A 22,308-nucleotide genomic window follows, 5' to 3' on the forward strand; every position below is an offset into this window, starting at 1 on the left:
CCGCTTTCGGGCGGCCTTTTTCATGTCCCGGGACTGTCGGCCGAACGGCCCGCCTCAGCCGTCCCGGCCCTCGGGCCTCATCGCCTCCAGCGCCTCGCGATAGGTCGGATAGCGGAAGGCATAGCCCTCGGCCTTGATCTTCGCATTGGAGACGCGCTTGTTCTCGCCGTAGAAGGAGCGCGCCATGGGCGAGAGATCGGCCTCCTCGAAGCGCGTCTCGGGCGGCGGCTCCACCCCCATCAGCCGGGCGGCATGGGTGACGACGTCCTGGGGCGGGGCCGGCTCGTCGTCGGTCACGTTGTAGATCCCGTCGCAGCGCCGTTCGGCGAGAAGCTCGAGACTGCCCGCGATATCGGCCACATGGATGCGGTTGAACACCTGGCCGGGCTTGATCAGCCGCTTGGCCTTGCCCGTTCTCAAGCTCTCGAAGGCGTTTCGGCCCGGCCCGTAGATGCCGGAAAGCCGCAGGATCGAGAGCGGTACGCCGCGCCGGGCGGCAAGCTCGCGCCAGCCGTCCTCCGCCGAAACCCGCGCTTTCGAGCGGGCCGATTGCGGCGCGGTCGGCGTCTCCTCGTCGATCCAGGCCCCGTCATGGTCGCCATAGACGCCGACCGTGGAGAGATAGCCGATCCATTCGAGGTGTGGGGCCTCGTTGAGCAGCGTCTCGCCGAAGAGTTTCAGCACCGGATCGCCGTCCGGCGCGTTCGCCCCGCCGACCCGCGCCTCGGGCGGGGCCGCGTGGCCGGGTGGCACAGAGACGAGAAGATGGGTCGCCCCACCGAGCACCCGCGCGACTTCGGGCGAAAAGCGCTCCCCGTCGAAGACGAGGGCCGGCAGCCCGGACGCAGCCAGCGCCTCGGCCTTCTCCGAACTGCGAACGGTGACGCCGACGACGTCCTCGCGCTTCACCCGGTCCACATAGGCGGAGGCCGAATAGCCGTTTCCGAAGACGAAGAGCCTCATCTCCGCTCTCCCCTATCCGTCGGCGTTCCCGTCGGGGCCTGCCCGCCCGTGCCTCTCTCCGTCATCGCCGCCTGCCATTCCTCGATCACCATCTCGTCGGTCTCGCTATCTCGCGCAGGCCCGGCCTCGCGCAAGAGGTCGGCATCGGACGTAAGCTGCGCGAAGGCCCAGACCGCCATCGCCCGCACCAGCGCTTCGCCATCGCCGAGAAGCGTGCGGATCTGGGGCAGGAAGGCCCGGTCGCCGGAATTGCCCGCCGCGATCAGGCAGTTCGAGACGAACTTGCCCCGCCCGATCCGCTTGATCGGCGAGCCGGAGAACAGGGCGCGGAAGGCCTTGTCGTCGAGGGCGAGAAGATCGTCGAGGCGCGGCGCCTTCAGATCCTCGCGGGCGATCAGCTTGGCCTCGCGCGCCGCCTCAGCGAACTTGTTCCAGGGGCAGACCGCCAGGCAGTCGTCGCAGCCATAGATGCGATTGCCCATCTTCGCGCGAAGAGAGCGCGGAATCACCCGCTTGGTCTCGATGGTGAGATAGGAGATGCAGGCCCGCGCATCGAGCTGATATGGCGCGGGAAAGGCGTTCGTCGGACAGATGTCGAGGCAGGCGGTGCAGGAGCCGCAGCGATCCGTCGCCGGTTCGTCATGGGGCAGGTCGAGGGTCGTGAAGATCGAGCCGAGAAACAGCCAGGAGCCGAAATCGCGCGACAACAGATTGGTGTGCTTGCCCTGCCAGCCGAGCCCGGCAAGCGCGCCCAGCGGCTTTTCCATCACCGGCGCGGTGTCGACGAAGACCTTCGCGTCATGGGCGCCGAGCCCCTCGCGCCACGCCTCGGCGATCAGCCGGCTCGCCAGTTCCTTCAGCTTTCCCTTGATGACGTCGTGATAGTCCCGATGGCGGGCATAGACGGAGATCGCCCCCCGGTCCGCCCGCTCGAGGATCGCGAGCGGGTCCTCGCCCGGCCCGTAATTCATGGCGAGAACCAGGATCGAGCGCACGTCCGGCCACAGCGCTTTTGCCGAGCGCCGGCGCTCGAGCGTCTCCGGCATCCAGCCCATGGTGCCGTGCCGGCCTTCTGCCACGAAGGTCTTAAGCCGTCCCCCCGCCACCCCGTCGCCGGTTCCCGGCGCGATGCCGAAGCCTGAGAAGCCGAGCCGTTCGGCGCCCTCGGCCAGATGCCGCTTTAGGCGCGCGCCCACCTGAGGGCTCGGCTGGGCCGTGGCCAAACCGTTCACCGTTTCGCTCCCAATGGCCGGAGAGACTTCGAAACCCCGCCTTTTCCCATGTATTTCCGGCTCCTGACGCACCGTTTGCGTCTTCGTCCTTCGTTCAGATCTTCGAAATTGGATTGGACGATCATCGATGAACAATCCGTGAGCGGTTTTGCACTTGAGAAGAGCGTCCAGGATTTGAATACTAAGGGCCGGATCGGGGTGTCCACGTCCCATCGCCCCGAACATCCGTCTTCAATTGCCTGTCCCATGGAGCCCACCTCATGCGCAATCTTCTTCTCGGCGCCGCGACCGCCCTTCTCCTCACCGGTGCCGCCAGCGCCCAGACGATCGACGTTCCCGCCGGAACCTATGTGAACGATCCCAACCACACCAATGTCCTGTGGAAGCTCAGCCATTTCGGCCTCTCCACCTATATCGGCCGCTTCGACACGATGAGCGCCACGCTCGAACTGGACCCCGAGAACCCGGCCCAGTCCAGCCTCACGGCGACCGTCGACCCGGCCTCGGTCAGCGTCAACTTCGAGGGCGACAAGAGCTTTGCCGAAGAGATCCAGAGCGACATGTTCCTCAACGCGGCCGAGTTCCCGGAGGCCAAGTTCGTCTCCAAGTCGATCGAGCTGACCGGCGAGAACACCGGCCGCGTAACGGGCGACCTCACGCTGCACGGCCAGACCCATGAAGAGGTCATGGACGTGACCCTGAACGCCGCGCTCAACCCGCATCCGATGACCCAGAACCCGGCGGTGGGCTTCTCCGGCGAGATGACCATCGATCGCACGAAATACGGCATCGACCAGCTCGCAGGGCCCGTCGGCGCCGAGGTCACCCTCGAGATCGAGGCCGAGTTCGTTCCCCAGTCCTGATCGGCGCCTTTCGCGCAGATCGCCAAGCCCTTCCCCCGCGCGGCCCGCTCGCCGCGCGGGGGAGACCCAATCCCGGCGCCCGGCCCGCATCCCGTCATGCCCCGCATGACCCGCGTGACCCCGAAGCGCCCGCGCCGCACCGGCAGCCCCCGCACGATCCGGCGATGCCCCGCGATGGCCCCGGCGCAGATCCCGTGCCGAAACATCCGCCCGGCCCTCGCATGGGAGCGTCCCGGGCCTCCCGCCACCCTTTCCGCTCCCAGTCCCCATACCCGAAACCAGACGACGAGGCCGTTCCGATGAGCATGGCAGGCGAACAGGCGGCATGGCGCGCCGCCTATACCCGGTACACGCGAGGCGCCGTCATCCTCCACTGGACGATCGCGGCGCTCATCCTCGGCAATATCGCGGGCGGGCTTCTCTTCTCCTACGACCTCTTGCCGGACGCCGTTCGCTTCCCGGTCATCCAGTTCCACAAGACCATCGGCCTCCTCGTCCTCGCTCTGTCGGTCGCGCGCATCCTCTGGCGCGTCATGAACCCGCCTCCCGCCCATGCGCCGGTGATGGCGCGCAGCGAGCGCATCGCCGCCCATCTCGTCCACATCCTCTTCTATGCGCTGATGATCCTCGTGCCGCTCTTCGGCTGGCTGGTGGTCTCGGCCTCGGCCGCGCGGGTGCCCACCTATCTCTTCATGATCGAGGCCCTGCCCTGGCCGAGCCTTCCGATCCGCGAGGCGGTGAACGAGACGACCCGCGAACATCTCGCGGCCTTTTTCGACTTCAGCCACAAATGGCTCGCCCTCGCCTTTCTCGGCCTTCTCGCCCTGCACGTGGCGGGCGCCGCCAAGCACCATATGCGCGACAAGCTCCCCTCCTTCTCGCGCATGGGCCTCGGCTCGGGGCTCGCGCGGGCGAGAAGCCGGCCGGGCGCCGTGCCGCTTGCCCTGTCGGGCTTCGCCCTCGTCCTCGCCATCGGCCTTCTCGCCGGCCAGGCCGAGACCGGCGCGAGCGGGCAAGCGTCCGCGCCAGACGCGCAGACGGCAGTCATGGGCGAGAGCGCCGGAGAGGCTGCGAGCGGAACCACCACCACCGGGGACTGGACGATCGAGAAAAGCGAGAGCCGGCTCGGCTTCGAGACGAGCTTTTCCGGCGCTCCCATGGAGGGCACCGTCTCGGACTACGACGCCGATATCGTCTTCTCGCCGGACGATCTCGCTTCGGCCCGGGCCGAGATCCTGATCCGCACCGCCTCGATCGCCACCGCCAATGCCTTCGTCGCGCCCCAGCTCCAGGGTCCCGACGGGTTCGCCTCGAAGGACTTTCCGGAAGCCCGCCTCGTCCTCGACACCTTCCGGCAGGCAGGCAGCGAGCCGAACGCGTTCGAAGCGGACGGGCAGCTCACCCTTCGCGGGAAGACCCATCCGGTCACGCTCGCCTTCACCTTCGTGCCCGGCGAGGGCGATACGGCACGGGTCGCCGGCTCCACGACGATCGACCGCACCCTCTACGGCATCGGCGTTTCGAACGATCCGACCGGCCGCGACCTTGCGCGCGAGGTCACCGTCCGCTTCGATCTCGCGGCGCGCCGGACCGGCTCCTGACGGGTAAGGTCGGCCGGGGCGCGCGCCGTCCGCCCTTCGAACCGTTGAACGATCGAACCGTCGAGAAGAGCTTGAGTTCGCGCGCCCGCTGGCCGAAAAGTGCGGGCGCGCCTCAAAGGCGCCCTTCGGAAACGACAGCCCCGCGAGCGACGCCCATGGACAGCCGAACGCCCCCCCGCATCGAGGACTATCCTCACGTCACGCGCGACAAGCTGCGCTTTGCCGACATGGACCGGCAGGGCCACATCAACAACGTGGTCTTCATGGTTCTGATCGAGCAGGCGCGCTGCGAGGTGATCTACGACCCCGCCAACCCGCTCGCCCCCGAAGGCTGCGCCTTCGTCGTCGCCCATGTGTCGATCGACTTCCTCTCCGAGATGCTGTGGCCGGGCGAGGTCGAGACCGCGACCCGCATCCTCTCGGTCGGCCGCTCCTCGATCAAAATCGAGCAGGCCCTGTTCCAGAACGGCAAGCCGTGCGCGCGGGCGCTCTCCGTCGTCGTCCTCACCGACACGCAAACGCGCCGCTCGACGCCGCTCCCGCAGGAGGCGGTCGCCCGGCTCGATGCGATGAAGGCCCCGTCCGGCGCATGATGCCGGCGAACCTGTGAAAGCATCGCTTTCAAAGGTCCGCTGGCAGCCCGAGCGGCGTCTGAGCCCCTCGACGGACGTGGATCGACCCGAGGGGTCGATTCATTCGTCCGGCGCATGGCATTCGATTGCGGGGTTCCTGACCGCCGGGCGAGCGGTTATTGTCGGCCGGTCATCAAGCCGAACGGACGTCATGCCCAAGCCCGAACAGCCCTCCTCGCGACCGCGCAATCCCGAGCCCGTCCAGCCTCGCCGCAAGCCGCAGCCGGAGGCGTCCGCTCCTGCCCCGGCGCAGGCATCGGCAAGGCCTGCCCCCCGACCGAGACTGGAACCCGTGGCGCGGGAGAGCGCGGCGGCGGCCGCCCAGGCCCAGGCCCAGTCGCGCGACTTCTGGGAATCCAAGCGCGGCGTTGCCTCCATGGAGGATGCCCGCGACTGGCTGATGGCGCGCGGCATCGACGACGTGGAATGCATCACGCCGGATCTCGCCGGCGTTGCGCGCGGCAAGATGATGCCGGCCAAGAAGTTCGTCGGCAACACCTCGCTTGCCCTGCCCTCGGCCCTCTTCATGCACACGATCTCGGGCGAATACCCGGAAGAGAGCGGCGATTTCCGCTATTCGCCGAACGACGGCGACCTGAAGCTCGTGCCCGATCTCTCGACGCTCTGCGCCGTGCCTTGGGAGAGCGATCCCACCGCCCAGGTGATCTGCGATCTCGTCGACCAGAGCGGCGCGGCCGTCGGCTACACTCCGCGCAACGTCCTGAAGCACGTGATCTCGCTCTACGAGGCGCGCGGCTGGAAACCGGTGATCGCACCCGAGATCGAGTTCTACCTCGTCTCCAAGAACGCCGATCCCGATTATCCGCTCACCCCGCCCATCGGCCGGTCCGGGCGCCAGATCCAGTCGGGCCAGTCCTATTCCATCGGCGGCGTCAACGAGTTCGACGAGCTGATCGACGACATCTACGACTATTCCGACGCGCAAGGGCTCGAGATCGATACCCTGATCCACGAGGAGGGCGCGGCCCAGCTCGAGATCAACCTGCGCCACGGTGATCCGGTGGAGCTCGCCGACCAGGTCTTCCTGTTCAAGCGGACCATCCGCGAGGCGGCGATGGGCCACGACATCTACGCCACCTTCATGGCCAAGCCCATCCAGGGCCAGCCCGGCTCGGCCATGCACATCCACCAGTCGGTGGTCGATATCGAGACCGGCCGCAACGTCTTCTCGCGGCCCGATGGCGGGCCCTCCGATCTCTTCCACCACTTCATCGGCGGCATGCAGAAATACGTGCCCGCCGCCCTCATCATGATGGCGCCCTACGTCAATTCCTATCGCCGGCTCACCTGGGGCATGGCGGCGCCCACCAATTGCGAATGGGGCTTCGACAACCGCACCACCGCCTTCCGGGTGCCCACCTCCGAGCCCGAGGGCCGGCGCGTGGAGAACCGCCTGCCCTCCTCCGACACCAATCCCTATCTCTCCATCGCCGCCTCGCTCGCCTGCGGCTATCTCGGCATGATCGAGGCGATCCGCCCCACCGATCCGACCGAGCGCACGGCCAACGAGGACGGCGAGATCGCCCTGCCGCGCGGGCTTCTGGAAGCGGTCGCGGCCTTCGAGGCGGAGAAGGCCTTCCACAGCGTTCTCGGCGCCGATTTCGTCGCGACCTATGCCGGCATCAAGCGCGGCGAGCACGAGACCTTCATGCAGGTGATCAGCCCGTGGGAGCGCGAGTTCCTGCTGCTCCAGGTCTGAGGGCGCAGCCCCCGTCCATGGATCACGCCGCGACCTCCCCCATCGCGCCCGGCCGCTCCTATTACGAGGATACGGTCGAGCGTCCCGACTATCCGAAGCTCGCCGAGCGCCGGCAGGTGGACGTTCTCGTCGTCGGCGGCGGCTTCACCGGGCTGTCGGCCGCGCTCAACCTCGCCAAGGCCGGCGCGAGCGTCGCCGTCCTCGAGGCCCATCGCTTCGGCGACGGCGCCTCGGGCCGCAATGGCGGCCAGATCGGCACCGGCCAGCGGCTCTGGCCCGAAGAGCTCGAACCCGAGATCGGCTACGAGCGCTCGCGCGCCCTCTTCGATCTCGCCGAGGAGGCGAAGGCGAGCCTCTTCGAATTCATCGAGACGAACCGGCTCGACGTCGATCTTCGCCGCGGCCAGCTCGCGGTTGCCCACAAGGCCCGCTATGTGGACGACTTCAAGGCCCAGGCCGAGATCCTCGCCGCCCGCTACGACTATCCCCATGCAAGCTTCATGGACCGGGCCGAGACCGAGGAACGCCTCGGCACGAGCCGCTTCTTCGGCGGCATGCGCGACACGGGAACCGGCCATCTCAATCCGCTGAAGCTCGCCGTCGCGACCGCCGCTGCCGCCGCCCGGGCCGGCGCCGCCCTCCACGAGGCGAGCCCCGTCCTTTCCCTCACCCACGAGGACGGCCGGCATCTGGCGAGAACCGCGCAAGGCGAGATCTCGGCCCGCGACGTCCTCCTTGCCACCAACGCCTATGGCCGCGACCTGTCGCGCCGGCTCGACGCCCATGTGATGCCGATCGGCTCCTTCATCGGCGCGACCGAGCCGCTCGGCGAGACCACCATCCTGCCGGGCGGGGAGGCCTGTCACGATTCGCGCTTCGTCGTGCGCTATTTCCGGAAGTCGCCGGACGGCCGCCTGCTCTTCGGCGGGCGCGAGGCCTATACCTCGGCCACCGGCGACATCGCCCGGCACATATCGAGGCAGATCGCCGAGGTCTATCCGCAGCTGAAGGGCGTCGAGCTCACCCATGCCTGGGGCGGCCACGTGGCCATCACCATGAAACGCATGCCCTTCGTCGACACGAGCGAGACCGGCGTGACGGCGATCGGCGGCTTTTCGGGCCATGGCGTCATGCTCGCCAATTTCGCCGGCCGCCTCTATGCCGAACGGCTCGCGGGCAATCGCGACCGCCTGAAGCTTCTGGAAGACCTGGACATCCCGCCCTTTCCCGGCGGCACGCGCCTGCGCGGCCTCATCGCCATGCTCGCGATGACCTGGTACGCCTTCCGCGACCGCTTCTGAGGCCAAAACCGAAGATCCGGCACAAGAACACCCAAAGACAGAACGTGAAAAAATTCCTGCAACCACGTGGAACCTTGCGCTCTCCAGGCCCGTTTCGCCCTCTGTATCCAGCGCTGCTCGTCTTTTGACCGCGGCCAATGGGGCATCCGGGCATGCTTGCCTCCCGCCCCCGCGAGGACACAGCCGGTGTCCCGCATCCCCGCCCGAATGACGGACCCGATACCGGCGCGAAAGGAACGCTGGTAAGCCTTGCCGACCAAGGGAAAGTGATCGTTTCCCGGCAAAGGATCATCTGTCATTTTTCTTGAGCGACGCCAGATTAACGAGTTCGACACGATATCGAGCGCGCCCGACCTCCCGAAACGACGGACCCTACCGGACTTCATGCTTCCAGACACCCGCCTTGCCGCGACCGGGCTCGTCGCGGGACAGGCCGACGCATCTCCTGCCGCGGCACCTCCCGCGAGCACCATGACGCCGGACACCGCGTCCGATGGCGCATCGCGCCTGCGCGAGGCGTTGCGCGTGGAAACCGATCGCGATCACCGCGAGCTCGACGCCTTTCTCGGCGAGATCTGGACCTCGCGCGAGCGCTATGCCGCCTATCTCGCGATGAACCATTCGGCCCATGCCACGCTCGAGCCGGTGATCGAGGAGGCGGTCGCGGAGGCGCCGGAGCTCGGGCCCTACGCCCCCGCCCGCTTCGCCCTTTCGCAGGATCTCGCCGCCCTCGGAATGCGCCTCCCCCCGTCCATTCCCTTGCGCGCGGACGCCCCGCGCGATCCGGCCTCCGCCATCGGCTTCCTCTACGTCGTCGAAGGGTCACGATTGGGTGCGCGCATGTTGCACCGCCACGTGCTTGATGCTTCATGGGCGAGACCCGTGGGAACAATTCCCACGGCGTTCTTCGAGACGGCACGCGGCTCAAGCAATTTTTCCCGGCGCATGGCCGCTCTCGAACCCCTGATGCGGGAGGAGGACGCCTTCGAAAGGGCTCTTTCGAGCGCCAGGGAAGGCTTTCGTCTGTTCCGCGCCGCCGCCGAGAGGGCGTATCGGACACCAGACGCTTCACCCAGCGGGACAGACAGATGACCGTCACAGAGGACCCGACGACCTTCTCGGTCGATCTGACCAATTGCGACCGCGAACCGATCCACATGCTCGGCGCGATCCAGGATTTCGGCTTCCTGCTGGTCATCTCCTTCGACTGGCTGATCCAGCGCGTCTCGCTCAACGTCGCCGATTATACCGGCCGGCAGGTGGACGACCTTCTCGGCGCGCCGGTCTCCGATCTCCTCGGCGACAGCGTGATCCACATGCTGCGCTCGCGCGTCCAGATGCTGTCGGCCGACGATGCCTCCGAGCGCGTCTTCGGCATCGATTTCCTGGCCGACGGCCGGAAATACGACGTCTCCATGCACATCTCCGGCGCCTCGATCATCGTCGAGGCCGAGCCCTCCGATGTCGGCCAGACGATCAGCCCCGGCACGCTCGTCCGCTCCATGTCCGGCCGCCTCCAGCGCACCCGGTCCACCCAGGATCTCTTCGACGAGAGCGTGCGCCAGCTGCGCAGCGTCACCGGCTTCGACCGGGTGATGCTCTACCGCTTCAACCAGGACGGGGCGGGAACCGTCGTCTCCGAGGCGCTGCGCACCGGGCTCGAAGCCTTCAAGGGTCTCAACTATCCGGCGAGCGACATCCCCCGGCAGGCGCGTGCGCTCTACGTGCGCAACCGGGTGCGCACCATCGCCGACATCGCGGCCGTGCCCGTGCCGATCGAGCCCGCGCTCGACCCGTCCGGCGAGCCGCTGGACCTGTCGCTCTCGGTGCTGCGCTCGGTCTCGCCGATCCATGTCGAATATCTGCGGAACATGGGCGTCGAGGCCTCCTTCTCGATCTCCATCGTCATCGACGGCCAGCTCTGGGGCCTGTTCGCCCTGCACCACTACAAGCCGCGCCGGCTCTCCATGGAGATGCGCAACGCCACCGAGCTCTTCGGCCTGATGATCTCGCTGATGATCGAGGGGCGCCTTGCGCGCGAGCAGCGCAAGGCCGAGGAGAAGGCGCGCGAACTGCACGACCGCTTCGTCGGCAAGCTGATGAGCCTGACGCCCTCGGTCGCCGATCTCTCCGACTTCGCGGGCGATCTCCAGCCGATCATTCCGTCCGACGGCTTCTCGGTCTGGGCGGACGGCGTCGCCAAGAGCTTCGGCAAGACGCCCCCCGTCGAGGCGATGCCGGCGCTCGCCCGCTTCCTCAACCGGGCCGCCGCGAGCCGCGTCTACGCCACCGACGAACTGGGCTCGGTCTATCCGGGCGCCCGGGAATTCGGCGCGGACGTCGCCGGCCTTCTCGCCATCCCGATCTCGCGTTCGCCGCGCGACTACATCATGTTCTTCCGCCAGGAGCTCGTCCAGACCGTGAACTGGGCCGGCAATCCCAAGGCCAAGGAGATGGACTACGGCCCCAACGGGCCGCGCCTGACGCCGCGCAAGAGCTTCGAGGCCTGGCAGGAGACGGTGCGCGGCAAGTCCCTGTCCTGGACCGAGGCCGAGAAGAAGGCGTCCGAGGCGCTGCGGGTGTCGATCCTCGAGGTTCTCGTGCGCTTCACCGAGGAGACCTCGCGCCAGCAGGCCCAGGCCCAGCAGTCCCAGGAACTCCTGATCGCCGAGCTCAACCACCGGGTCCGCAACATCCTCGCGCTCATCCGCGCGCTCGTCACCCAGAGCAAGGCGACGGCGACCGGCATCGACGACTTCTCGAAGATCGTCTCGGGCCGCATTCAGGCGCTCGCCCGCGCCCACGACCAGATCACCGACGAGCGATACGCCCCCCAGCCCCTCGCCGACATCATCAAGACCGAGGTCGATGCCTATATCGGCGCCAAGAAGGACCGGGTCGTCCTGTCGGGTCCCGCCCTCCACGTCTCGGCCAAGGCCTTCTCGATCCTCGCCCTCGTCTTCCACGAACTGGTGACGAATTCGGCGAAATACGGCTCGCTCTCCGATTCGACCGGGCGCGTCTACGTGAAGTGGCGGATCGACGATCACGACAACTGCGTCCTTCACTGGCGCGAGGAAGGCGGGCCCGCCGTCCAGCGGCCGAGCCGCCGGGGCTTCGGCACCACCATCATCGAGCGCTCGATCCCGCACGAACTCGGCGGCGAGGCCGAGATCAGCTACAAGCTCGCCGGCTTCGAAGGCCGGTTCGTCCTGCCCGCCCACGTGATCGAGATCGATCCGCATCCGCAGCACGACCATTCGGCGACGCCCCATGACGGATATGGCGCGGACGACACGACAAACGCCTCCCGGAGGCCCGAGGACCGCAACGCAATGACCGCAGGCAACGCAAAACTTCTCGAGGGCATGAATGCGCTCCTCGTGGAGGACAACGTCATCATCTCGCTCGATGCCGAGCAGCTTCTCGAAAGCCACGGCACGAGTACGGTCTTCGTCGCCGCCTCGGTCTCCGAGGCCCGGCGCATCCTCGACGAGGAATCCATCGACCTTGCGATGCTCGACGTCAATCTCGGCGCCGAGACGAGCTTCCCCCTTGTCGCCCCCCTCGTCGAACGCGGCATCCCCTTCGTCTTCGTCACCGGCTATGGCGAGAAGATCGAATTCCCCGAGGCCGCGGGTCCGGACGTGGAGGCGGTCAAGAAGCCGTTCTCGGAGGACGACCTCCTTGCCGCCCTGAAACGCTCGATCGAGCGCGCGAGGGGCTGACGCCTCCGGCCCGTTTCGGCAGGGCGCCCCGCATGGATCCCGGCAAGGGGTCCGCGAATGCATGGCTGCCGTGTCCGCTTGTGCCGCGACTGTGCGCCGGTTGTGATTGCGCTCTCGGGGGAGAATGCCCTAAAGGCATGATTTGAACCGTTTGAATCGCGCAGCGGAACCGCGTCATGTCCAGTCAGATCATTCCCGTCGAACCCTTCGACTACGTCGTCTTCGGCGGAAACGGAGACCTTGCCGCGCGCAAGCTGCTGCCCGCACTCTATCACCGCGACCGGGACGGGCAGATCCCGGACGCCGCGCGCATCATCGGCGCCTCGCGCACGCCGCTGTCCGACGAGGACTATCGCGCTTTTGCCCGCGAGGCGCTCGCCGCCCATGTGGAGCCGGAGGATCTCGTCGAGCCGGCCGTCGCCCGCTTCCTCGATCGCCTCTTCTACCGGCATGTGGACGCCCGCTCCGGCGAGGGTTGGGCCGAGCTGAAGTCCTGTCTCGACGAAACCGGCACCACCCGCATCCGCGCCTTCTACATGGCGGTCGCCCCGAGCCTCTTCGGCGCCTTCGCCCAGAAGGTCACCGAGTTCGGCCTCGCCGACGAGAAGACCCGCGTCGTGGTCGAGAAGCCCGTCGGGCGCGATCTGGAATCGGCCAAGGCGCTGAACGCCGAGATCGCCCGCCACTTCCGCGAGGACCAGGTCTTCCGCATCGATCACTATCTCGGCAAGGAGACGGTGCAGAACCTCATGGCGCTGCGCTTTGCCAACGCGCTCTACGAGCCGGTCTGGAACGCCAATCACATCGACCACGTGCAGATCACGGTGGCCGAGGAGGTGGGGCTGGAAGGCCGCGCCGGCTATTACGACACGGCGGGCGCCCTGCGCGACATGGTGCAGAACCACATCGTCCAGCTGATGTGCCTCGTCGCCCTCGAGCCGCCCTCCGATTTCGGTGACAACGCGCTGCGCGACGAGAAGCTGAAGATCCTGCGCTCGCTGAACCCGATCACCGCCGCCAATGTCGAGACCCTCACCGTGCGCGGCCAGTACAAGTCCGGCGCCTCGAACGGCCATGCGGTGAAGTCCTATCTCGACGATCTGGGCGAGCCCGAGAGCCAGACCGAGACCTTCGTCGCCATCAAGGCGGAGATCAACAACTGGCGCTGGGCGGGCGTGCCCTTCTACCTGCGCACCGGCAAGCGGCTCTCCCAGCGCATGTCGGAGATCGTCATCACCTTCAGGAAGCCGCCGCACAACATCTTCGCCCATGTGGCGGGCGAGGTGCAGCAGAACCAGCTCGTCCTGCGCCTGCAGCCCGACGAGGGCATGAAGCAGTATCTGATGATCAAGGATCCGGGTCCGGGCGGCATGCGCCTTCGCCAGATTCCCCTCGACATGACCTTCGCCCAGTCCTTCAAGGTGCGCAATCCCGACGCCTACGAGCGGCTTCTCCTCGACGTCATCCGCGGCAACCAGACCCTCTTCATGCGCCGCGACGAGGTGGAGGCGGCCTGGGACTGGATCGACCCGATCCTGAAGGCCTGGGACGAGAAGAACCAGAAGCCCCAGGGCTACACCTCCGGCACCTGGGGCCCGTCCTCCTCGATCGCGCTGATCGAGCGCGACGGCCGCACCTGGCACGAGCCGGACTGAGACCGGCCCCGCGACACGCCCCGTTCCCGACCCTCAGCGAGAAGGCCGATCCCGTCATGACCGATCCCGTCCTCCACCGCTACGACAACCGGCAGGATCTCGCCGAGGCGCTCGCGACGGGCGTCGCGGCGGTGCTCGCCGGAGCGATCGCGACGCGCGGCTCCGCCACCCTCGCCGTCTCCGGCGGCTCGACGCCCAAACTCTTCCTCGAACATCTCGGCCGGGCCGAGATCGACTGGTCGCAGGTCGAGGTCACCCTCGTCGACGAGCGCTGGGTGCCCGAGACCTCGGAGCGCTCGAACCTCTCCCTCGTCAGGCGCCATCTCATGCAGGGACCGGCCGAGAAGGCCCATCTTCTCGGTTTCTATACCGGCCACGACACGCCCGAGGAGGCGATCGAGGAGCTGCGCCATCGCTATTGCCGCCTGTCGCGGCCCTTCGACGTCGCGGTTCTCGGCATGGGAACGGACGGCCATACCGCCTCCTTCTTCCCTGGCGCGGGCAATCTCGACGAACTCCTCCATCCGCAGGGCCATGACGAGGTCGCCGCCGTTCACGCACCGGGCGCGGGCGAGCCCCGCATCACCCTTACTCTGCCCATGCTGGTGGACGCGCGCTTCCTCGCTCTCCATATCGAGGGGGAGGAGAAGCGGACCGTCCTTGATGCCGCCCTCGCCGGCTCGGACGTGTCCGAAATGCCGGTCCGCGCGATCCTCGGCGCCACACGCGCCGAGCCCCTCAACGTTTTCTGGGCGCCCTGAGACAGGCCGTTCGCCCATGCCGCCGAAGACGCGTGCCGCCGCTTCGGCCCATCTTTCAGGAAGGATGACACCATGACCGTCGACCGCCGCATCGAAGAGATCACCGATCGCATCCGCGAGCGCTCGAAGGACATGCGCGAGCCCTATCTCGCCCGCATCCGCGCCAAGGGCTCGGAGGGGCCGAAGCGCTCGACGCTCACCTGCGGCAATCTCGCCCACGGTTTCGCCGCCTGCGGACCGGTCGACAAGGACCGGCTGATGGGCGACGTCACCGCCAATCTCGGCATCATCACCGCCTATAACGACATGCTCTCGGCCCACCAGCCCTTCGAGCGCTTCCCCGAGATCATCCGGGAGGCCGCGCGCGAGGTGGGCGCGACCGCCCAGGTCGCGGGCGGCGTTCCGGCCATGTGCGACGGCGTCACCCAAGGCCAGGCCGGCATGGAGCTGTCCCTGTTCTCGCGCGACGTCATCGCCATGGCCGCCGCCGTCGGCCTCTCCCACGACATGTTCGATGCCGCCGTCTATCTCGGCGTCTGCGACAAGATCGTGCCGGGCCTTGCCATCGCCGCCCTCACCTTCGGCCATCTGCCGGCGATCTTCGTGCCCGCCGGCCCGATGACCTCGGGGCTTCCCAACGACGAGAAGAGCCGCATCCGCCAGCTCTACGCCGAGGGCAAGGTCGGCCGCGACGAACTCCTGAAGGCGGAATCGGCCTCCTATCACGGGCCGGGCACCTGCACCTTCTACGGCACGGCCAATTCCAACCAGATGCTGATGGAGATCATGGGGCTGCACACGCCCGGCTCCTCCTTCGTCAATCCGAACACGCCGCTGCGCGACGCCCTGACGAAAGAGGCGACGAAGCGCGCGCTCGCCATTACCGCACTCGGCAACGAATACACCCCCGCCGGCCTCGTGGTGGACGAACGGGCCGTGGTCAACGGCGTCGTCGGCCTCCATGCCACCGGCGGCTCGACCAATCACACCCTGCATCTCGTCGCGATCGCGCGGGCCGCGGGCATCCGCCTCACCTGGGCCGACATCTCGGACCTGTCCGACGTCACCCCGCTGCTCGCCCGCGTCTATCCCAACGGGCTCGCCGACGTGAACCACTTCCACGCCGCCGGCGGCATGGGCTTCCTCATCCGCGAACTCCTGTCGCGCGGCCTCCTCCACAAGGACGTGAAGACCGCCTGGGGCACCGGGCTCGACGCCTATGCGATCGAGGCGAAGCTCGGCGAGGACGGCCAGTCCGTCGCCCGCATGCCGGCGCCCGAGGAGAGCGGCAATCCGAAGGTGCTCACCACCGGCGACAATCCGTTCTCCTCCAATGGCGGCCTCAAGATGCTGTCCGGCAATCTCGGCCGGGGCGTCATCAAGATCTCGGCCGTCAAGCCCGAGCACCGCACGGTCGAGGCGCCGGTGCGCATCTTCGAGGACCAGAACGAGGTCAAGGCCGCCTTCGACGGGGGCGAGCTCGACCGCGACGTCGTCTGCGTCGTGCGCTTCCAGGGTCCGAAGTCGAACGGCATGCCCGAGCTTCACAAGCTGACCCCGCTCCTCGGCATCCTGCAGGATCGCGGCCACAAGGTCGCCCTCGTCACCGACGGGCGCATGTCGGGCGCCTCGGGCAAGGTGCCGGCCGCGATCCACGTCACCCCGGAAGCCAAGGCCGGCGGGCCGATCGCCAAACTGCGCGAGGGCGACGTGGTGCGCCTCGATGCCGAGGCGGGACTCCTCGAGGTGAAGGTCGAAGCCGCCGAGTTCGAGGCCCGCGAACCCGTAGTGGTCGATCTCTCCCATTACGAATACGGCATCGGCCGCGAACTCTTCGCCCCCTTCCGCGCCCTCGTCGGCACGGCGGACGAAGGGGCCGGCGTCTTCGCCGCCTGACGGGCGGCGCCGGCGCGGGCCTTCGAGGCCCGCCGGTCCTTCGCACAAGGTTGGACGCGCCCATCCGAAGGGTGTATCTGACGGGCTCCAACGCCCGATCCCCGGCGCAAGGCCTGCGGCGCCGGGCCCGGTCCCCCTGCCGCACGCCCATGCGGCGGGTCGCGGGCGCCGGCATTGCGGGGCCGATCTTCGCAGCGGCGCCGATCTTCGCAGCGGCGAGAGCCTCAAGGGACGAAAAGGCTGATGGACCCGTTCACCGGCGGCAAGACGATCGAGAAGCTGAAGGCGGTCCGCCGGCCGAGGGCCTCCTTGCGCAAGCTCGGCGTCGTTCACGACATCCTCGTCAGCTTCCTGTCGATCACCTTCGCCATGGCCCTGTCCTGGGGCCTGACGCCGATGATGAATCTCTGGCAGATCTGGGCCCAGATCCTCGTCTTCACCGGCATCTGCGCCCTCGTCTATCCGGTTTTCCGCCTGAACAGCGGCGCCTGGCGCTACGCCTCGCTCCTCGACGTCGCCTCCATCGTCAAGGCGGTCACGGTCGCCCTCGTCGTCTTCCTCCTCGTCAGCTTCTTCGTGCTGCGGGGCGACTATCTGCCGCGCGCGGCGATCGTCACCACCTGGTTCGTCCTCATCGTCGGCCTCGGCGGCCCGCGCCTCGCCTACCGGCTCATGAAGGAGGGCGGCCAGCGCGAGCGCGCCGAGCATCCCGACCTTCCCCAGGGCGAGGCGGTGCTCGTCTACGGCTATACCGACGATGCCGATCTCTTCGTGCGCAATGCCCGCCGCTCCGGCCGGGGCGGGCGCATCGTCGGCATTCTCGACGAGCGGCCGAAGAACCGGCGCCGCCAGCTTCACGGCGTTCCCGTGCTCGGCGGCTGGGAGGATCTTCCGAAGATCGCGGCGACGCGCCGGGACGGCGCCCTGTCGCCCGTCGGCGAACTCGTCGTCGCAGATCCCGGCCTTCCCGCCTCCATCCTCTCCGAGATCGTCGCGACGGCCGCGCCCCTGAAGATCGCGGTCAAGCGCCTGCCCGACATTGCCCGCACCGGCGTCGTCGACGAGAACGCGCCCATCGAGCCCCGGCCGATCGAGCTCGAGGATCTCCTCAGCCGCAAGGTCGTCGATCTCGACATCGCCGAGACCGGCGATCTCCTCGCCGGCGCGCGGGTGCTCGTCACCGGCGCGGGCGGGTCGATCGGCTCGGAACTCGTGCGCCAGATCGTGGGCTTCCGGCCGGCGAGCCTCATCCTCGTCGACAATTCCGAATTCAACCTGTGGGCGATCGAGCGCCAGATCGCGGCCCGCTGCCCCGATCTCCAGGTCGTCCCCCGCCATCTCGACGTGCGCCATGCCGCGCGCATCGCCCGCCTGTTCGAGGAGACGCGGCCCGAGGTCGTCTTCCACGCCGCCGCCATGAAGCATGTGCCGATCGTGGAGGAGAACCCGATCGAGGGGATCGAGACGAACCTCATCGGCACCCGCAACGTCGCCGATGCCGCCCTCGCCTCGGGCGCGCGCGCCTTCGTCATGGTCTCGACCGACAAGGCCGTGAACCCCACCAATGTCATGGGCGCCACCAAAAGGGCGGCTGAGGCCTATTGCCAGTCGCTCGATCTCAGCCAGGACGCGACGCGCTTCATGACCGTGCGCTTCGGCAATGTGCTGGGCTCCACCGGCTCGGTCGTGCCCCTCTTTCAGAGCCAGCTCGCCCGCGGCGGCCCCCTCACCGTCACCGATCGCAACATCGTTCGCTTCTTCATGACCATTCCGGAGGCCTCCCGCCTCATCCTCCATGCGGCGGGCGACGGCATGAACAATGCCGGCTCCAAGGGCCTCATCTACGTCCTCGACATGGGCAAGCCGATCCGCATCGCCGAACTTGCCGAGCGGCTGATCCAGCTTGCCGGACTGCGCCCGCATATCGACATCGCGATCGAGTTCACCGGCCTTCGCCGGGGCGAGAAGCTCTACGAGGAATTGTTCTCCCTGGAGGAGAACCGGGAGGAGACCGGCCGCGAGGGCCTGTTCTTCGCCCGCTCGCGCGTGCCCGACGTCCAGCTCCTGTCGCGCAACCTGAAGACGGTGGAGGCGGCGATCGAGGCCGGCGAGACCGATCGCGCCGTCGAATGCCTGCGCCGCATCGTTCCCGAATTCGAGGCCCCCGCTTCCGCGCCCGAAGCCCTTCCCGATGGGCACGAGGGCGAGGCGGAGGCGGGCGAGGCCGGGCTGCGGCGCCCGTCCGGCCCCGCCGGCGAGTAGGCCCTAGGGCTCGGCATAACGCAGCGTGCCAAGGGCGCGGAACGTGCGGGCCGGCCCCGTCGCAAAGCCCGCATCGCGAGCCTTGCGGAACGAATCTCCTGCCCGCTCCGGGGCATCGGGAAATATTGTTTCTCCCCGCCCCGCTTGCCGGCAATCGCGAACGGCGCATCTTTGGGCTCCAAGCCCTATTTAGAACCTCTATGAATTGGACCGCCGCCGAACGGCGCATCCGATGGAACGAGGCCAAGCGGAGACAAGCCATGGCGAAGGACCACCGCGCCGGATCGAAGGTCAAGGGCGACAAGCTGCCCGCCATCGTGATGGCGAGCGATCTTCTCGAGGGCGACACCGTGTTTCTCGCCGAGACGGGCTGGACGCGCGATTCCAAGGCGGCGCGCATCGCCCACGATCAGGAAAGCGCCGATGCGATGGAGGCCGAAGGCAAGGCTGCGGCCGCCGCCAACGCCGTCGTCGATCCCTATCTCGTTCCGGTCGAGATCACCGAGGAGGGCCATCCGCTGGCCAGGCACTTCCGGGACGTGATGCGCCAGAAGGGTCCCTCGATCCATCCGGACATGGGCAAGCAGGCCGATTTCGGCCCCATTGCCTGATCCGGTCCGGGCAGATCGGACGGACGGCGCCGACGGGCGCCACCTGCAGACGGCGCCGACGGGCGCCAATGAGACACGAAGCCAAGAGGCCTTGAGATGTATCGCTACGACGAATTCGACGAGCGCTTCGTGCGCGAGCGGGTGGCCCAGTTCGGGGAGCAGGTGAAGCGCCGCCTCGACGGCTCGCTCACCGAGGACGAGTTCAAGCCCCTGCGCCTCAAGAACGGCCTCTACCTCCAACTGCACGCCTACATGCTGCGCGTCGCGATCCCCTACGGCACCCTGAGCGGACGCCAGCTGCGCCAGCTCGCGAAGATCGCGCGCGACTACGACAAGGGCTATGGCCACTTCACCACGCGCCAGAACATCCAGTTCAACTGGCCCAAGCTGAAGGACGTGCCGGCGATCCTCGACCTCCTCGCCGATGTCGAGATGCACGCGATCCAGACCTCGGGCAACTGCATCCGCAACACCACCGCCGACCAGTTCTCGGGTGTTGCCGCAGACGAGGTGGAGGACCCGCGCCCGACCGCCGAGCTCCTGCGCCAGTGGTCGAGCCAGCATCCCGAATTCGTCTGGCTGCCGCGCAAGTTCAAGATCGCCGTCACCGGTGCCGAACACGACCGCGCGGCGATCCGCGTCCACGATATCGGCCTCAGGATGAGGCGGAACGAGGCGGGCGAGCCGGGCTACGAGATCTCGGTCGGCGGCGGGCTCGGCCGCACGCCGATGATCGGCAAGGTGATCCGCGAGTTCCTGCCCAAGGACGAGCTTCTCGCCTATGTCGAGGCGATCATGCGCGTCTACAACGCCGAAGGCCGGCGCGACAACAAGTTCAAGGCGCGCGTCAAGATCCTCGTCCACGAGACCGGCACCGAGGAATTCACCGCCCGCGTCGAGGAGGAATACGCAAAGCTCGACGGGCCGACGGTCAACGCCCCGCTCGAAGAGGTGGAGCGGATCGCCGCCTATTTCGCCCCGCCCGCCTATGAGGACCTGCCGGCCGAATCCGTCACCTTGGGCGAGGCGCGCAAGGCCGATGCCGGGCTCGATCGCTTCGTCGAGCAGAACGGCTTCGCCCACAAGCAGCCGGGCTATATCGCGCTCACCATCTCCCTGAAGCCCATCGGCGGCGTTCCGGGCGATATGAGCGCCGATCAGATGGAGGCCTTCGCCGACATCGCCGAGCGCTATTCCCTCGGCGAACTGCGCGTCACCCACAGCCAGAACCTCGTCCTGCCTTACGTGAAGAAGGACGATCTGCCGGCGCTCTATGCGGAGCTGAAGACCCACGATCTGGCGACCGCCAATGCCGGGCTCGTCACCGACATCATCGCCTGCCCGGGCCTCGACTACTGCGCGCTGGCGACGGCGAAGTCGATCCCGATCGCCCAGGAGATCGCGAAGACCTTCGCGGACGATGCGCGCCAGAAGGCGATCGGCGAGCTGCCGATCAAGATCTCCGGCTGCATCAATGCCTGCGGCCACCACCATGTGGGCGCCATCGGCATTCTCGGCCTCGAAAAGGGCGGGCGCGAGAACTACCAGATCACCGTCGGCGGCGATGCGACCGAGCATGCGAGCCTCGGCGAGCGCCTCGGTCCCGGCATCGACGCCGAGGACGTGCCGGGCGCGATCGAGGCGCTGGTCGAGACCTATCTTTCCGAAAGAGAGGGCTCGGAAAGCTTCATCGAGACCGTGCGACGCACCGGAGCCGATCCGTTCAAGGCAAGCTTTGCCGGCTTCATTGAAACGCGGGCCGCGCAAGAGGCAGCAGAATAATGACCGTCATCACGCCCGAAGGCGAGCGCCGCGACGCCTATCGCCTGATCGAGACCACCGAGGATGCCAAGGCCCCCGCCGGGAACGCGGCCGGGTCCAAGCCGCTCGTTCCCCTCGCGCTCCTCGGCGAGATCGAGACGCCGGAGGCCCCGTTCGGCCTCTTCGTCGAGAACACGGCCGAGATCGCCGAGATCGCGCCGCATCTTGGCTCGGTCGACCTCATCGCCATCGCCTTTCCCGCCTTTTCGGACGGGCGCGGCTTCTCGCTCGCCAAGCGCCTGCGCCGCGAAGGCTTCACGGGCACCCTGCGCGCCAAGGGCCCGCTCATCGCCGACCAGTTCGCCGATGCGCTCGCCTGCGGCTTCGACGAGGTGGACATTCCCGACACCATGGCGAACCGCCAGCCGGTGCAGCAATGGCTGGAGATGAAGGACACGATGTCCGTCCACTACCAGACCGGGTTCGGCGAGGGCAAAAGCATCCTGCAGCAGCGCATGGCCGCCCGCGAGGAGGCCGCGCGATGACCGCTGAGGCCCCGACCGATCTCAAGGGCCTTGCCGCCGAGCTCAACGCGGAGTTCCCGGCCCTGTCGCCGCTGGAGCGCCTTAAGCGTCTGCGCGAGACGGTTCCGGGGCGGCTCGTCTTCACCACGAGCCTCGGCATCGAGGACCAGATGATCACCCATCTGATCTTTTCGAACGCGATCAAAATCGAGGTCGTCACCCTCGATACCGGCCGCCTGTTTCCCGAGACCTACGACCTCTGGCGCCGCACCGAGGAACAATACGGCAAGCGCATCCACGCCAAATATCCGAACGGCGAGAAGCTCGAGGAATTGATCGAGGATCAGGGCATCGACGGCTTCTACTATGCCAAGGAGTTCCGCCTCGCATGCTGCGGCGTGCGCAAGATCGAACCGCTCGGCCGCGCGCTGGCCGGTGCCAATGGCTGGGTGACGGGCTTGCGCGCCGACCAGTCGGCCAATCGCAGCGATATGGACTTCGTCGGCTTCGACGCCGTGCGCGGCCTCGTCAAGGCCAATCCCCTCTTCGACCTGACGCGGGCCGAGATCGCCGCCTACACCGCGAGCGAGAGCGTTCCCGTGAACGTCCTCCACGACAAGGGCTTCCTGTCGATCGGCTGCGCTCCCTGCACCCGGGCGCTCGAACCGGGAGAGCCCGAGCGCGCCGGCCGCTGGTGGTGGGAGGACGACACCAAGCGCGAATGCGGCCTGCACGTCCCGGACGCTACGTCCGTCCCGAAAGGCGCGAGAGCCTGATCCGGCCGGAGCCACCCCGCCT

17 protein-coding genes are annotated in these 22,308 nt (G+C 67.8%); 15 read left to right on the forward strand and 2 right to left on the reverse strand.

Annotation, left to right across the window (positions count from 1 at the left end; genetic code table 11):
* Positions 1–54 precede the first annotated feature (54 nt).
* Together DYI37_RS06990 and queG are read right to left on the reverse strand one after the other, a co-directional pair.
* Complete coding sequence (locus DYI37_RS06990) at positions 55–963, reverse strand: SDR family NAD(P)-dependent oxidoreductase (protein WP_116682521.1); 909 nt, start codon at positions 961–963, stop codon at positions 55–57.
* Complete coding sequence (queG, locus tag DYI37_RS06995; protein ID WP_425365034.1) at positions 960–2,186, reverse strand: tRNA epoxyqueuosine(34) reductase QueG; 1,227 nt, start codon at positions 2,184–2,186, stop codon at positions 960–962. Before queG ends, DYI37_RS06990 begins: the two co-directional genes overlap by 4 nt.
* A gap of 269 nt (positions 2,187–2,455) precedes the next feature.
* On the opposite strand from queG, the gene DYI37_RS07000 reads away from it, so the two are divergent.
* From DYI37_RS07000 to DYI37_RS07070, 15 genes are all read left to right on the forward strand, one after another.
* A complete protein-coding gene (locus tag DYI37_RS07000) occupies positions 2,456–3,058 on the forward strand; it encodes a YceI family protein (RefSeq protein WP_116682522.1) in 603 nt (200 codons plus the stop codon).
* Between the two features lie 299 nt (positions 3,059–3,357).
* On the forward strand, positions 3,358–4,659 hold the full coding sequence (locus DYI37_RS07005) for a cytochrome b/b6 domain-containing protein (RefSeq protein WP_116682523.1): 1,302 nt from the start codon (positions 3,358–3,360) through the stop codon (positions 4,657–4,659).
* 155 nt (positions 4,660–4,814) lie between these two features.
* Complete coding sequence (locus DYI37_RS07010; protein ID WP_116682524.1) at positions 4,815–5,252, forward strand: acyl-CoA thioesterase; 438 nt, start codon at positions 4,815–4,817, stop codon at positions 5,250–5,252.
* 190 nt (positions 5,253–5,442) lie between these two features.
* Positions 5,443–7,011 carry a glutamine synthetase family protein gene (locus tag DYI37_RS07015; protein WP_245413816.1) on the forward strand — a complete coding sequence of 523 codons (1,569 nt, stop codon included), beginning with the start codon at positions 5,443–5,445 and terminating at the stop codon, positions 7,009–7,011.
* A gap of 17 nt (positions 7,012–7,028) precedes the next feature.
* Positions 7,029–8,312, forward strand: a complete 1,284-nt coding sequence (locus DYI37_RS07020; protein ID WP_116682525.1) for an NAD(P)/FAD-dependent oxidoreductase — start codon at positions 7,029–7,031, stop codon at positions 8,310–8,312.
* Between the two features lie 384 nt (positions 8,313–8,696).
* Positions 8,697–9,404, forward strand: coding sequence for a biliverdin-producing heme oxygenase (locus DYI37_RS07025; RefSeq protein WP_116682526.1), 708 nt, complete (start codon positions 8,697–8,699; stop codon positions 9,402–9,404).
* Positions 9,401–12,040 carry an HWE histidine kinase domain-containing protein gene (locus DYI37_RS07030; protein WP_116682527.1) on the forward strand — a complete coding sequence of 880 codons (2,640 nt, stop codon included), beginning with the start codon at positions 9,401–9,403 and terminating at the stop codon, positions 12,038–12,040. Before DYI37_RS07025 ends, DYI37_RS07030 begins: the two co-directional genes overlap by 4 nt.
* A gap of 176 nt (positions 12,041–12,216) precedes the next feature.
* A complete protein-coding gene (gene zwf / locus DYI37_RS07035) occupies positions 12,217–13,695 on the forward strand; it encodes a glucose-6-phosphate dehydrogenase (RefSeq protein ID WP_116682528.1) in 1,479 nt (492 codons plus the stop codon).
* A gap of 56 nt (positions 13,696–13,751) precedes the next feature.
* Complete coding sequence (gene pgl, locus DYI37_RS07040) at positions 13,752–14,456, forward strand: 6-phosphogluconolactonase (RefSeq protein ID WP_116682529.1); 705 nt, start codon at positions 13,752–13,754, stop codon at positions 14,454–14,456.
* 72 nt (positions 14,457–14,528) lie between these two features.
* Positions 14,529–16,352, forward strand: a complete 1,824-nt coding sequence (gene edd, locus DYI37_RS07045) for a phosphogluconate dehydratase (RefSeq protein ID WP_116682530.1) — start codon at positions 14,529–14,531, stop codon at positions 16,350–16,352.
* 243 nt (positions 16,353–16,595) lie between these two features.
* Positions 16,596–18,614 carry a polysaccharide biosynthesis protein gene (locus DYI37_RS07050; RefSeq protein ID WP_116682531.1) on the forward strand — a complete coding sequence of 673 codons (2,019 nt, stop codon included), beginning with the start codon at positions 16,596–16,598 and terminating at the stop codon, positions 18,612–18,614.
* Between the two features lie 260 nt (positions 18,615–18,874).
* Complete coding sequence (locus DYI37_RS07055) at positions 18,875–19,225, forward strand: DUF2849 domain-containing protein (RefSeq protein WP_116682942.1); 351 nt, start codon at positions 18,875–18,877, stop codon at positions 19,223–19,225.
* A 96-nt stretch (positions 19,226–19,321) separates the two neighbouring features.
* Entirely contained in the window at positions 19,322–21,007 is a 1,686-nt protein-coding gene (locus DYI37_RS07060) for a nitrite/sulfite reductase (protein ID WP_116682532.1), read from the forward strand.
* A complete protein-coding gene (locus DYI37_RS07065; protein ID WP_116682533.1) occupies positions 21,007–21,531 on the forward strand; it encodes a DUF934 domain-containing protein in 525 nt (174 codons plus the stop codon). The genes DYI37_RS07060 and DYI37_RS07065 overlap by 1 nt, the downstream gene beginning before the upstream one ends.
* Positions 21,528–22,286, forward strand: coding sequence for a phosphoadenylyl-sulfate reductase (locus tag DYI37_RS07070; RefSeq protein WP_116682534.1), 759 nt, complete (start codon positions 21,528–21,530; stop codon positions 22,284–22,286). The genes DYI37_RS07065 and DYI37_RS07070 overlap by 4 nt, the downstream gene beginning before the upstream one ends.
* Positions 22,287–22,308: the final 22 nt, after the last annotated feature.

The sequence above is a fragment of the Fulvimarina endophytica genome (assembly GCF_003403015.1).
GTDB classification, from domain to species: Bacteria; Pseudomonadota; Alphaproteobacteria; order Rhizobiales; family Rhizobiaceae; genus Fulvimarina; species Fulvimarina endophytica.

What these genes read in the sequence shown, in the direction of transcription:
- DYI37_RS06990 (WP_116682521.1), bottom strand. Translation starts at nt 963, where the DNA reads ATGAGGCTCTTCGTCTTCGGAAACGGCTATTCGGCCTCCGCCTATGTG.
- DYI37_RS07030 (WP_116682527.1), top strand. Translation starts at nt 9,401, where the DNA reads ATGACCGTCACAGAGGACCCGACGACCTTCTCGGTCGATCTGACCAAT.
- DYI37_RS07065 (WP_116682533.1), top strand. Translation starts at nt 21,007, where the DNA reads ATGACCGTCATCACGCCCGAAGGCGAGCGCCGCGACGCCTATCGCCTG.
- DYI37_RS07055 (WP_116682942.1), top strand. Translation starts at nt 18,875, where the DNA reads ATGGCGAAGGACCACCGCGCCGGATCGAAGGTCAAGGGCGACAAGCTG.
- DYI37_RS07070 (WP_116682534.1), top strand. Translation starts at nt 21,528, where the DNA reads ATGACCGCTGAGGCCCCGACCGATCTCAAGGGCCTTGCCGCCGAGCTC.
- DYI37_RS07000 (WP_116682522.1), top strand. Translation starts at nt 2,456, where the DNA reads ATGCGCAATCTTCTTCTCGGCGCCGCGACCGCCCTTCTCCTCACCGGT.
- DYI37_RS07025 (WP_116682526.1), top strand. Translation starts at nt 8,697, where the DNA reads ATGCTTCCAGACACCCGCCTTGCCGCGACCGGGCTCGTCGCGGGACAG.
- DYI37_RS07005 (WP_116682523.1), top strand. Translation starts at nt 3,358, where the DNA reads ATGAGCATGGCAGGCGAACAGGCGGCATGGCGCGCCGCCTATACCCGG.
- DYI37_RS07020 (WP_116682525.1), top strand. Translation starts at nt 7,029, where the DNA reads ATGGATCACGCCGCGACCTCCCCCATCGCGCCCGGCCGCTCCTATTAC.
- DYI37_RS07010 (WP_116682524.1), top strand. Translation starts at nt 4,815, where the DNA reads ATGGACAGCCGAACGCCCCCCCGCATCGAGGACTATCCTCACGTCACG.
- pgl (WP_116682529.1), top strand. Translation starts at nt 13,752, where the DNA reads ATGACCGATCCCGTCCTCCACCGCTACGACAACCGGCAGGATCTCGCC.
- DYI37_RS07060 (WP_116682532.1), top strand. Translation starts at nt 19,322, where the DNA reads ATGTATCGCTACGACGAATTCGACGAGCGCTTCGTGCGCGAGCGGGTG.
- zwf (WP_116682528.1), top strand. Translation starts at nt 12,217, where the DNA reads ATGTCCAGTCAGATCATTCCCGTCGAACCCTTCGACTACGTCGTCTTC.
- DYI37_RS07015 (WP_245413816.1), top strand. Translation starts at nt 5,443, where the DNA reads ATGCCCAAGCCCGAACAGCCCTCCTCGCGACCGCGCAATCCCGAGCCC.
- edd (WP_116682530.1), top strand. Translation starts at nt 14,529, where the DNA reads ATGACCGTCGACCGCCGCATCGAAGAGATCACCGATCGCATCCGCGAG.
- DYI37_RS07050 (WP_116682531.1), top strand. Translation starts at nt 16,596, where the DNA reads ATGGACCCGTTCACCGGCGGCAAGACGATCGAGAAGCTGAAGGCGGTC.